This window comes from Halobacillus karajensis (assembly GCF_900108515.1).
Lineage (GTDB): Bacteria > Bacillota > Bacilli > Bacillales > Halobacillaceae > Halobacillus > Halobacillus karajensis.
Window position 1 is genome coordinate 95,554 of sequence record NZ_FNWW01000009.1, and the last position, 11,405, is coordinate 106,958.

Annotated in this window: 11 protein-coding genes and 2 rRNA genes; 2 read left to right on the forward strand and 11 right to left on the reverse strand. The window is 39.0% G+C overall.

All coding sequences use genetic code 11. The annotated features are described in order from the left end of the window. Positions 1–20: 20 nt before the first annotated feature. From BLW54_RS16705 to BLW54_RS16725, 5 genes are all read right to left on the reverse strand, one after another. Positions 21–827, reverse strand: a complete 807-nt coding sequence (locus BLW54_RS16705) for a phosphotransferase family protein (protein ID WP_181949645.1) — start codon at positions 825–827, stop codon at positions 21–23. Positions 828–1,604: 777 nt separating this feature from the next. Beyond that, a complete protein-coding gene (locus tag BLW54_RS16710) occupies positions 1,605–2,513 on the reverse strand; it encodes a nuclease-related domain-containing protein (protein ID WP_035509727.1) in 909 nt (302 codons plus the stop codon). A gap of 2 nt (positions 2,514–2,515) precedes the next feature. Beyond that, complete coding sequence (gene thpR, locus BLW54_RS16715; protein ID WP_035509731.1) at positions 2,516–3,076, reverse strand: RNA 2',3'-cyclic phosphodiesterase; 561 nt, start codon at positions 3,074–3,076, stop codon at positions 2,516–2,518. Between the two features lie 352 nt (positions 3,077–3,428). Continuing rightward, a complete protein-coding gene (gene pepV / locus BLW54_RS16720) occupies positions 3,429–4,802 on the reverse strand; it encodes a dipeptidase PepV (RefSeq protein WP_035509734.1) in 1,374 nt (457 codons plus the stop codon). Positions 4,803–4,919: 117 nt separating this feature from the next. Beyond that, a complete protein-coding gene (locus BLW54_RS16725; RefSeq protein ID WP_231622400.1) occupies positions 4,920–5,825 on the reverse strand; it encodes a potassium channel family protein in 906 nt (301 codons plus the stop codon). Positions 5,826–5,988: 163 nt separating this feature from the next. Between BLW54_RS16725 and BLW54_RS16730 the strand changes: the two genes are divergently transcribed. Beyond that, the gene (locus BLW54_RS16730) at positions 5,989–6,207 is read left to right on the forward strand and encodes a DeoR family transcriptional regulator (RefSeq protein ID WP_035509736.1); all 219 of its coding nucleotides are present in this window, start codon (positions 5,989–5,991) and stop codon (positions 6,205–6,207) included. 102 nt (positions 6,208–6,309) lie between these two features. Here BLW54_RS16730 and BLW54_RS16735 read toward each other — a convergent pair whose 3' ends face one another. Beyond that, positions 6,310–7,035, reverse strand: coding sequence for a pseudouridine synthase (locus tag BLW54_RS16735; protein WP_074735993.1), 726 nt, complete (start codon positions 7,033–7,035; stop codon positions 6,310–6,312). Then, a complete protein-coding gene (locus BLW54_RS16740) occupies positions 7,025–8,659 on the reverse strand; it encodes a putative polysaccharide biosynthesis protein (RefSeq protein ID WP_035509740.1) in 1,635 nt (544 codons plus the stop codon). The genes BLW54_RS16735 and BLW54_RS16740 overlap by 11 nt, the downstream gene beginning before the upstream one ends. 102 nt (positions 8,660–8,761) lie before the next feature. Here BLW54_RS16740 and BLW54_RS16745 point away from each other — a divergent pair, with 102 nt between their 5' ends. Beyond that, the gene (locus BLW54_RS16745) at positions 8,762–10,021 is read left to right on the forward strand and encodes a BaiN/RdsA family NAD(P)/FAD-dependent oxidoreductase (RefSeq protein ID WP_035509742.1); all 1,260 of its coding nucleotides are present in this window, start codon (positions 8,762–8,764) and stop codon (positions 10,019–10,021) included. A gap of 81 nt (positions 10,022–10,102) precedes the next feature. Here the strand turns inward: BLW54_RS16745 and BLW54_RS16750 are convergent, their stop codons facing one another. The 4 genes from BLW54_RS16750 to BLW54_RS16765 all read right to left on the reverse strand — a co-directional run. Continuing rightward, positions 10,103–10,360: a protein YuzH gene (locus tag BLW54_RS16750; protein WP_051744260.1), complete on the reverse strand. Its 258-nt coding sequence runs from the start codon at positions 10,358–10,360 to the stop codon at positions 10,103–10,105. A gap of 48 nt (positions 10,361–10,408) precedes the next feature. Further along, a complete protein-coding gene (locus tag BLW54_RS16755) occupies positions 10,409–10,678 on the reverse strand; it encodes a hypothetical protein (protein WP_035509745.1) in 270 nt (89 codons plus the stop codon). A gap of 397 nt (positions 10,679–11,075) precedes the next feature. After that, positions 11,076–11,189 (reverse strand): 5S ribosomal RNA (gene rrf, locus BLW54_RS16760). A 93-nt stretch (positions 11,190–11,282) separates the two neighbouring features. Further along, positions 11,283–11,405, reverse strand: a 23S ribosomal RNA gene (locus tag BLW54_RS16765); the annotation flags it as partial.

An 11,405-nucleotide genomic window follows, 5' to 3' on the forward strand; every position in this document is an offset into this window, starting at 1 on the left:
GTAAAGACGGACTTTTTCTTCTATAGGATTTTATGCTTCTGCATAATCTTTGTTAATTTATCCGCTCGAATGGAGGCCTCATCGTATTCGCCTCTCATTTGGTGCCATTGAATAAAAGCTAAAGCTTGTGAAACTGAGTACCATTTCATCCGTTCAAACATAGGGTAATCCGGAACAATCCCGTATTCTGCAAGCCATGTATTCCAATGATTCTCTGGGATATAATTGTACAAAAGCATACCAAGGTCGAGTGCCGGGTCAGCTACCATAGCATTATCCCAATCAATGAGATACAGATGATCGTTTGACGATAACAACCAATTATTATGGTTCGTGTCACAATGACAAACGACGTGGACATCATGGTGGACATGATGAACATGCTTTTCAAGATATTTGATAGCTTGGTGGATCTCGATTCGGGGATCTACCTGATCAAGAATTTTTTGGTTTTCTTTTATATCCTTCAAAATTTCATCAGGGGTTAAAGGGTGTTTCCCCAGTCTCATAAGCATATCTAACAGTTCAGTGGAATGGTGGATTTTACTTAAAAGTCCAGCGACCCGCCTATGCTTCATTTCCTCAGGTTTTAATTCGCGGCCTTCCAACCATTCCTGCGCGGTAATTACATCTCCATTTTCCAGCCGTTTGGTCCAAACAAGCTTGGGAACAATACCTTCAGCCGATAAAACAGCTAAAAAAGGCGATGAATTACGTTTTAGGAATAATCGTTTCCCTTCAGTGTGAGCATAATAGGCTTCTCCTGTCGAACCGCCTGCTGGTGTTATCGTCCAATTACTACCAAGAATATGTTCCAACCAATTCACCTTCAATTCCTCAAATCCTCTTGTGATTGAATCACGTCGTTTTGTTGTTCCAGTATATCTTACTTTTGGAATGATCCAAAATTTCTATGACATCGATCCAACAGTTACCTTATTTTAGATTAACCCATCATTCTGCTAACTTTCAAGAGATATCTATCAATCCACGTAGAATGTTGTTGATGTTTCCGCTTTCTTACTATAACACTCCTAACAACTCTCATACTGGCCATCCATTTGAAAGAGAACCAACTGTTTTGAGCGGACAAGGTTCGAGGAGCCATTCTTCCATTTGTACTTCTCTTAATTGAGGGAGGAGTACAAAAACACGGATAAATATCGTCAATAATTTCTTTTTTGGACAGAGGACAAATAAACAGGCTATGGGACTTTCTGCTCTTTATGTTTGCTTTGGGTGCTATTTTTATCCCACCGCTGGGATAGGAGGACTTGGATTGGTTACCAACATAGCTTCATGTATTGGAAACACCTGCGCATCCATGATCAGATTACCTTGAATGGACCGGGCTATTCGAATTGAGCGAAGTAGTGCTAATGTGTATGTAAATTTAGTTAAATGGAAATAGTGTCCCTTTACGATTTTTGCTTGTTTGCTTTCCTTACTACCCTTCTTGATCCAAGCCAAAATCAATGATATTAATAAGCTTACGTTTTCATATTTCTCTCTCTTATTAAGAACGGCGTGTCCTTTCCTAAAAACAGCTGATGGATTAGCAAATCCTTACTTCAGTAGGTTAGAATGAGCAGAATCCAAATCATTTAATCATCATCAAAGTCCCATTCTGGGCGTTTAACAGATATCGTGCGACAGTGCTTTAATAAAGCTCCCGCCACTTTTAATTGCTCATGTTTTAAAGGAGCCTTCATATTCCTTTTCTTTCGGAACCAATCAACATAACGCTCTTTACCGATCCAATCCGTCTGATATGGCTCATTACCGCTTCCAAAATATAAACCCTTAGCTAGGATGATTTTTCGACATGGAAAGTCCAATTGATACTTATTCAACACACTTTTAACAAATGATTCTGTTCTTCGTAGTGAATGTTGAGGGTTCCTTATCTTGTGCAGATGGCCGCCTTTTTCTTTTATGGACCAGTTCATTTCGTCTTTCGGGTAGATCACTCCACCGTTTAAATGATTCACGCAAGAAATAATATCCACGCCGGTTGGGGTAATCAAAAGATGGTCAATCTCAACCTCCGCCTTTTTTATTTGGGCTATCGGGCTGAACATGAGTAGGTAAGTATCTGGAAAGCGCTGTAAGAAGTATTTCAAGTCAGTATTTTCTTTATAAAAAGGGGATGCAAAAGATTTCTCCTGTAAGGTCGTCGTTGCCCATTTTAATTGAAAGGGGATTAAGCCATCCAAATAATCATGCTTTAATTCTTCAATGGAAGAAGGGACTGCAGCTAGCCCTGTTTCTTCCTGCTCCACATCCTCTAGCTGTTTTTTCTTGAAGAAATTCTTCCACCCCTTTCGATTCTCTTCTTTTTTTACGGAAGAAAGGGAATATTGTTCCATTTCTTCCTTTATCCATCCTTGCTCGTAATTAATTTTCGCTTTTTTCCAATGGTCATTTTTTAGCTTTATATATTGGCTTGGATACTGATATATATCCACTTCATACCTTGAAATGTAATCTTTTAATTTAATCAGCTGTGCCATATTTATCCCCTCTTACTACACTTAATTGTTGCTATTTCTTCATATTTTGGCTTTTGTTGGGGATGAATACGGAATATTGAAAAACTATCTACTGGCATATGATACGATTGATGAAATATAGAAAACTTTGGAGATGTTGATAAGGGCGATGCCCCTTCAGCTTGTTTTTTTGCCAGTGTTACATGCGGTCTGTATGTGCGGTTCTCTCTCGGAAAACCTAACTCTTCGCCAACCGTTTCCACCTGTTTTTTCATTTCTACCAAAGAAGGGGCCTTTTCTACATCCGCATAAAAAACCCGCGGCCTCTTCTCTTCCCCGAAGGATCCAGCTGGCCCAATGGTAAGTGTAAAACCAGGCGGCCATTGCTTCGATTGTAGCTCATGAACGTATTCTTTAATCTTATCATCGGAACAACTGCCTAAGAACTTTAACGTTATGTGCATGTCTTCTTTGTCTGTCCATACTTTGTAGTTCATTGTTTTTTTTAAGCTGTGTTGCCACTCCATCAACTTTTTGCTTATTTCCTCACTTGTTTTGATCCCTATGAAATAATGTTCGCTCATAATATTGGCTCCTTCCGACCAGTTTGTATTATAGGATGGACGAATTATAGAATGATAATCCTCAGAAAAGACACAAGCGTAACACTCCGTATGTCGATAACGATCCCGCATAGATGTAAAATATGCATTTTCCAAGGCCAATCCGACGGCAGGAATCCGCCCACTTTTGTTGCTCTTACATCTTCAAGCGCACGTTTCGGGAATTTTAATAAGCTGCCCCCATTTTCTTCCCCAAAAACACAGGTAAGAGTGGAATACACTGTAAGCGAATAATATAAAAAGGGTTAAGCAAGTGGAAGAAACGATATGTTTTTTCAGTGGGTTCTTTAGATATCACAGGAGAATTCTTTCCTTATCTTGTTAATTTATAAAGACTCTCCGCATAAATTTCAATCGCCTTGGTCATATCCTTAATTCTTACATGTTCATCTTTTTGATGGGCTGTATCAGGACTATCATTAAACAGAGCGCCAAATGCTACACCTGCTTTAAGCGACCTTGCATAAGTCGCTCCCCCCATGGATTGAGCTTCTGCTTGTTCACCTGTAGCTTTGTTATAAACAGACAACAATGTCTTTACAAACGGATGATCCTTTTCAATATGAATGGCAGCTAAATGATCATAAACCTCCATTTCCCCTTCTCTCTCCAGCGCTAAATAGTTTAATTGATTATAAATCTGATTATAATTTGCCGTTACAGGATATCTAAGATTAAAGCCTACTTTACAAGACCCATCCTTATATTCGATGGAGCCAAGATTAGAAGTGAGAGATCCAGAAACCATATCTGATTGATCCAATCCCAGACCTTTACCGGTTGTTTCCCGGAAAGATTTATAAAGCCATGTCACTAATTCCCCTGCTTCTCCATTGTTCACTAATGTTTGCAAATAACCTAAAAGAGCTGTTATAGCGTTGAGTCCTTCCTCTGGTTTACTGGCATGGACAGCTTTTCCTTTCACTGTTAATAGGTGTTTATTTTCCGCATATTCGACATTGCCCTCTAGTTTATGGTCACTTAAATACCTGTGGAACGTATCATTTATATCCATGTTTGACTGAACAATCGCTTTTGCTTCATCTGGCACCATATTTAACCGATCCCCTCCATAAATCGAAATAATGGCGGTTTCAGCCTCACTCCCAGGTACGGGAAAAGTAATATAACTATCTAACAACCCTTTTTCTGCATGAATCACAGGAAAGGAAGCATCTGGTGTGAATCCCATAGAGGGCATGGTCTCATGTTTAAAATAATATTTAATTCCTTTCCAATCCCTTTCCTCGTCCGTTCCAAGAATCAAGCGGATTTTCTTCTTAGGTTCAAACTCTTGATCTTTCAGGAGTTTCATAGCTATGTAGGCAGCCATAACCGGTCCTTTGTCATCCTGCGCCCCTCGTGCAAACAATTTCCCATCGCTAATAGAAGGTTCAAAAGGCGGTGTCGTCCATCCCTGGCCGGCTGGGACAACATCTAAATGCCCAAGAATTCCGATGACCTCTTCACCTTTTCCAAATTCAATATGCCCTCCGTGTCCATCAACATTCTTTGTCACAAATCCATCGTTTTCTGCCATCTCCAACATTTTTCCTAATGCTTCATTAATAGGTTTTCCGTATGGATATTCATCATCCTTTTCATAAATACTCGGGATTTTCAGCAGATCGATCGATTTATTAAGAAATTCATTTTCATAACGTTGGCTTAAGGTATTAAAATCCATCGCTATTCTCCTTTACTCATGATCTTTTGGTACGTTGCCTGGTCACACACTGCGTAAAGTTCCGCACGTTCAGGAATAGCTTCATTTAATTTACGATTAATTGCAAGATCATTTCCATCAGCAATTAACGTAGCCCCCCTCTTCAAGTAGAGACTGAAAAGCATCGCGGTAAGTTTTCCATACGGATTTAGTAGGAATATAATACAAATCTTCTCCTACCGATCTCTTAAGCAATTGTCCATATATACCGGACACACCTTTCCGGAAAGCTGAACGAACGGCAAGCGAAGAAATGGTTTCATTAGATACGATAAATTCATCTATTTGGGCATGTTTGAAATTCTTAATATGCCTTTCTTCCATAACTTCTACAATCGTATGAACTCCTGGTGCAACGGTTTCAATGGAGGATGCAATTAACAATGTTTTACCATCTATCATCTGTTCGTTTTCCATTTGATCATCAGCAAAAATCAGCACCGATCTGGCTCCTGATATGTTCGCTTTTTCAAGAATGTCTGTATCAGAGGCGTCCCCTTTAATATAATGGATATTTTCTGTCAGGATCGGTGCTTCTTTTAATTGATCAATGATGACAATATTGCACTCTTTGTTCGTTTCTATAAACTCTTTCACAGCAAAGTGAGCTTTCTGAGACCAGCCGATAATGACAAAGTGGCCGTTTTCCTTATACACAATATCACCCTCCAAACGTTTTTTTCGAAAAATGGCGAATCCATCAATAATTTTACCTATAACAATACCAATAAGTCCGATTCCTAATACATATAATAGTATGGCAATGGAACGACCAGCTACTGTAACTGGATAATAATCACCATAACCAACTGTCGTAACGGTCGTCATTACCCACCAGAAACCGTCAAATAGTGTAGGGAACGTATCATTTTCTACGATTACGATAAAAATAGTGGATAACAGGATTAACAAAGCACTAGCAATAAATAAAACAACATTACTGATGTTCACCATTTTTAAGAAGAATTTTCTTAGTAAAACCATCTATTTAAGCCTCCCAACTTTAATAAGAAGTAAATTAGGTGAATAATCTGTAAATTAAACCGATTATAGTAGCACGATTCGTCACAATATTGTAGAATGAAATCAACTTCAGAGATTAACATGCACCACTGGTTCCATATAATGATGATTAAGGAGTGGTTTTTTGAATCATCCATCTTCCCGAATGCTCAATCGCATTAAAGCTGTCTATCTTTATATTAAAGACCAGGGGACAGTTTCGACAAACGAGTTAGCAGACGAGTTCGGTATTACGGATCGTACGATGCAAAGGGACTTAAGCATTTTGGAATATAACGGGCTTGTATCGAGTCCGCACCGTGGAAAATGGACAATCACTGAAAAAAAAGTAAAGATATCATAAAACTGTTATACAGCTATTAAGGACACCCGGAAGAAATCTTCCGGGTGTTTTTTTCTAGAGGTTATAAATTTCAGCGAGGTTACGGTTAACCAAGGGATCTTTTTATGAATCAAGGTTCGTAATATTCATCAAATATTCAACTTCTTCATCTGTCAGTTCTCTGTATTCTCCAAGATCAAGTTCTTCATCAAGTTCAAGAGCTCCAACCATTATTCGTTTGAGATAGGTCACTTCTTTACCTATAGCCTCAAACATTCGTTTCACTTGATGAAACTTCCCTTCCGTTATGGTCAACTCAATTTCTGAAACCTCGTCAGAATGGAGTACAACTAACTTTCCAGGCTTTGTATGATAACCATCATCTAAGGTGATTCCCTTTGCAAATATTTGTACATCCTCTTCGGTCACTTTCCCATCGATTATAGCAAAATAAGTTTTTCCTACATCTTTCTTTGGTGAAGTGAGACGATGGTTCAACTGTCCATCATTCGTTATTAACAAAAGGCCTTCTGTATCTTTATCAAGACGTCCGACTGGAAAGGGGTCAAAAACCTGATCCTCAGGCTGCAATATATCAATTACCGTAGGATCATGCGCATCTTCGGTCGCAGAAATTAAATCCCCCGGCTTATTCATCATAAGGTAAATATATTTTCTATATTCTACTTCCTCTCCCATGACCGTGACTTGGTCTTCTTCTGGATTTACATGGGTTTTTGCGCTTTTTTCTGGGTTACCATTGATACGAACATTTCCACTTTTCAACAGCGTCTTCACTTCTTGTCTCGTTCCATAACCCATATTTGCTAAAAGCTTATCAATCCTCAATAGAAGACTCCTCCTTTACCCTCTTTTTTAAAAACTTATCGAGTATACGAACGCGGCCACCTAATACACGCTCCAGTAATGTTGTCTGATAAGTTAACCATAAGTAAACCAATCCACCTGTACCAATACTAAAGAATAATACAAGCAGCGAATCCAGCCGTTTTTCTGTTGGATCAAATATAAAACCAAGAACCCATTTGACAGCCAGAACGACTATAGCCATAATCATGGTTAAGATTAATACAAGTAATGTCCGTTTAAACAATTGCTGGTAAGAAAATTCAATTGTAGTAAATATTCTCCAGAAGTTCAGGGTAACAGCCGTGGCCACACCAAGTCCCGTAGCTATGATTGCACCTTTCGCTCCAAACAACTGGATCAGCCACCAGTTTGTGCTAAGCTTGATTAGGATCCCTGTTCCAAGACTAATCACTGCAAAGTTCTGCTTATTGATTCCTTGAAGAATAGAGGAAGTCACCGTGTATAGGGCCAAGAACAAACCAACAGGTGCGTACCACCTTAACAATTCCCCACGATAATTAATTTCCTCCACCCCATAAAATGTACCATAAGCTTCAAACGCGACTACTGATAGTCCGACAACTGCTGGTATGATTAACAAAGCTACAATTTGCAAGGCTTGGTTAATTTGATGGTTTAACCGATTCATTTCATTTTTTGTGAATGCCTGTGTAATCGCTGGTAAAAGAGCCAGAGATAAACCGAGTCCTAAAGTAACTGGAATCATAATAAGCTTGTGACTTAAAAAGTTAATAATAGAAAATGCATTATGATATTCTGCTCCAGAAGCTTTGATTGCTTTCTCTAAAGTGAACTGATCCACAAGTTGATAAAGTGGGGTAGCAATTCCTACTAATATAAATGGCCCTGCATACGTAAATAACTCTTTAAACATCTCTTTGTTAGATAGGCCATACGTATACTCCTGTGCCTCTAATTGACGATCGAGATAGGGCTTCCGTTTTCTCCAATAAATATACAGTACAATACACGAAGCAATTCCACCAATAAAAGCAGCAAAAGTTGCAAACCCTACAGCTTGAGGTTTAGGTCCCTGCATCACTTGAACGATAATAAAGACGGAAGTAAGCAAGAACACAATCCTTACAACCTGCTCTATCACTTGTGAAACGGCAGTTGGAGCCATGGATTCATGCCCTTGAAAGAAGCCCCGGGTTATACTCATCGGCGGGATGACCAATAAAGCAAAACTGACCATTTGTATAACCATTGTTGCGTGTCCAAGACGATCAGATTCTTCTCCAATTGTCCAGGCCGCCACCTGTTCTGCTGAGAAGAATAAAACGAAGAATGCTAGTACGCCTGTAAGGGACATTAAAGTTAGACCCGCTTTTAACATCCTGCGTCCTGTTTCGTAATCACCTAAGGAATTATATTTAGAAACAAACTTTGATACAGCCACAGGCACCCCCATACTTGATAAGCTAAGCAGGATGCTGTATGGAACATAAGCAATAGAAAATAAATCTGTCCCTTCTGCACCCACCATATTTTCAAACGGAACCGTATAAATCATTCCCAGGAACTTCGATAAAAACGTTCCTGCCGTTAATAACATTGTACCTTTAAGTATCTTTGACATAATTTCCTTTTCACCTTCAATTTTATTGTAGAATCGACCTCATCTATTTTATCATAGATAAAGGAAGAACAAGAACGAATGACCTAAGAAAGGAAGACAACCATGACTTACCAAGTAACAGTCATTGGTGGAGGCCCATCAGGACTAATGGCCGCAATCGCAGCCGCAGAGCAGGGAGTACAAACCCTACTAATCGATAAAGGCAAGAAATTAGGTACAAAATTAGCTATATCCGGCGGAGGACGATGTAATGTAACCAACCGTCTGCCAGAAGAAGAAGTGATCAAGCATATCCCCGGAAACGGGAAATTTTTATACAGCCCTTTTTCTGTCTTTAATAATTATGACATTATTGATTTTTTTGAAGGACTGGGAGTAGCCCTGAAAGAAGAAGACCATGGCAGGATGTTTCCTGTTAGTAATAAAGCAAAGGATGTCGTTCATGCCTTATTAAACAGAATGAAAGAACTAAACATTGAAGTACGAACGGAAACACCGGTAGAGGCGATCCATTATGGGGAAGATGAACATCAAGTGATTTTGAAATCAAAAGAAAAAATCACAACCCGGTCGCTAATTCTGGCCGTAGGAGGAAAAGCAGTCCCTCACACTGGTTCTACAGGGGATGGATATGCGTGGGCCAAAAAAGCAGGCCATACAATTACTGATCTCTTCCCGACAGAAGTTCCACTTCTATCCAATGATTCATTTATTAAAAACAAAACCTTACAGGGACTCTCATTAAGAGACGTAGACGTGTCTGTTTTGAATGAAAAAGGGAAGAAAATAGTTACCCACAGAATGGATATGTTATTTACCCATTTTGGATTATCCGGTCCAGCTGTCTTGAGGTGCTCTCAGTTCGTTGTGAAAGAATTTATGAAAGGGCGCAAGCTTGTAACGATCGAAATTGACGCTCTTCCTAATCAAAAAGAAAATGAATTACTAGAGCAATTACAAAAATCCATCAAAGACCATGCCAAAAAAACATTTCGGAATGTTATTAAAGGAATAGTACCTGAACGACTGCTTGATTTTGTTCTCGAGAAAGCTGAAATCTCTCCTGAAGAAAAATCTGCCAATATTTCAAACGAAAAGCTGAGAAGCTTTACCCAAATGTTAAAAAATTTCCATGTACACATCCATGGTTCCCAACCTCTTGAAAAAGCCTTTGTTACCGGAGGGGGAGTTTCAATCAAAGAAATCGTTCCAAATACCATGCAATCCAAGCTTATGGAACGCTTATATTTTTGTGGAGAGATTTTGGACATTCATGGATATACTGGGGGCTATAATATTACATCAGCAATGGTTACCGGAAGAGTAGCAGGTATGCATGCCGCTTGGGAAGCTATGGCGTAAACAAAAATTGATGTAAAATACTTTCTCACTACTAATGGGGATGGAGGTGATATTTAGACAATCAAAAAGTCGAGAAAGACTTTAAACCTTTCTCGACTTTCTTTGCTCATAAGCTTTCAACCTACCCAGCTCTTTGTTAATCAACTGCTGCATTATCTCACGATCCTCCTTTTTAATAAGAGGATCCCCTTCATCCCAATCTACCATATATACCATATAAAAATCCCGAATTCTGCGAAAGTAGACCGTAGAATTCGGATACTTATCAAAATATCCGCGGACCATTTTCCTTTTTGAATAACTCCATCGTTCTAGTTGAATATTGATCCCTCCGAACATATATTCTCTTTTGAGTATATCGAGAAATCTAGTTAATCTCCATCATTATTACCAAATCAATACAAGTCCTAGGTAAGCAAAAACAAGACTGCTAGAAAGGTATAAATAACCATATACTTTCAATCGCTCGAAGCGATTGGTCACACCAAAAACCCCTATTACTGCCAACCAAATGATAATAGCTATAAATGCCGCATGCTGAAGGAAGCTAATCTCCTCTTTTAAAGAAGCTAAATAAAAGCCAATGGGAATAAGAAAAAGCATTACTGCATACTTCCAATTCCAAAATGTGTTTCTTTTCCTTACTAATCCAGCCATTTCATACATCCTTTCTTTACCGGTCGCCTCATATGAAGATCTGGTTACTAAATACCGATGCCCTAAATATTTGATAGAACTATTATGTACTCTTATATTTTATCACATTCTTCACGTCTCAGAAGTGGACTCACAGATGTTCAAAGCATCAGAATCACCCTTTTGGGATATGCGAAAACTTGCAGCCATATTATTAAACTCATTTTTTATAAGAAATTATATATTCTAATAATGTGTTGGGGCTGCAAAAATTAAGAAAAACAAATGCACAATACCTCACTCTTTTTCGCGATAACTCAAGTGTAGAAGATAGAGGAGCTTGTATATTTTTTGGTCTAACTCTTTTACGAGACAAAAAACAACCCTACAGGAAAGAATCCTGAAGGGTTGTTGAATGACATGGCGGCGTCCTACTCTCACGGGGGTAAACCCGACTACCATCGGCGCTGAAGAGCTTAACTGCTGTGTTCGGCATGGGAACAGGTGTGACCTCTTCGCCTTCACCACCACATCAATATAAAGTTTGAGGTAAACCCTCAAAACTGGATAAGGAAACATTCAAGAATGAAAAAGGAAGGATCTTTTCACGAACGATATTGATCAGATAGATAAGTCATCGATCCATTAGTATCCGTCAGCTCCACGTGTCACCACGCTTCCACCTCGGACCTATCAACCTCATCGTCTCTGAGGGATCTTATTTGCTTAAAGCAAAGGGAAATCTCAT

Excerpts from the sequence above, each read along its gene's own strand:
- BLW54_RS16755 (WP_035509745.1), bottom strand. The coding sequence starts at position 10,678 with ATGGCTGGATTAGTAAGGAAAAGAAACACATTTTGGAATTGGAAGTAT.
- BLW54_RS16745 (WP_035509742.1), top strand. The coding sequence starts at position 8,762 with ATGACTTACCAAGTAACAGTCATTGGTGGAGGCCCATCAGGACTAATG.
- pepV (WP_035509734.1), bottom strand. The coding sequence starts at position 4,802 with ATGGATTTTAATACCTTAAGCCAACGTTATGAAAATGAATTTCTTAAT.
- BLW54_RS16750 (WP_051744260.1), bottom strand. The coding sequence starts at position 10,360 with ATGTTCGGAGGGATCAATATTCAACTAGAACGATGGAGTTATTCAAAA.
- BLW54_RS16710 (WP_035509727.1), bottom strand. The coding sequence starts at position 2,513 with ATGGCACAGCTGATTAAATTAAAAGATTACATTTCAAGGTATGAAGTG.
- BLW54_RS16725 (WP_231622400.1), bottom strand. The coding sequence starts at position 5,825 with ATGGTTTTACTAAGAAAATTCTTCTTAAAAATGGTGAACATCAGTAAT.
- thpR (WP_035509731.1), bottom strand. The coding sequence starts at position 3,076 with ATGAGCGAACATTATTTCATAGGGATCAAAACAAGTGAGGAAATAAGC.
- BLW54_RS16740 (WP_035509740.1), bottom strand. The coding sequence starts at position 8,659 with ATGTCAAAGATACTTAAAGGTACAATGTTATTAACGGCAGGAACGTTT.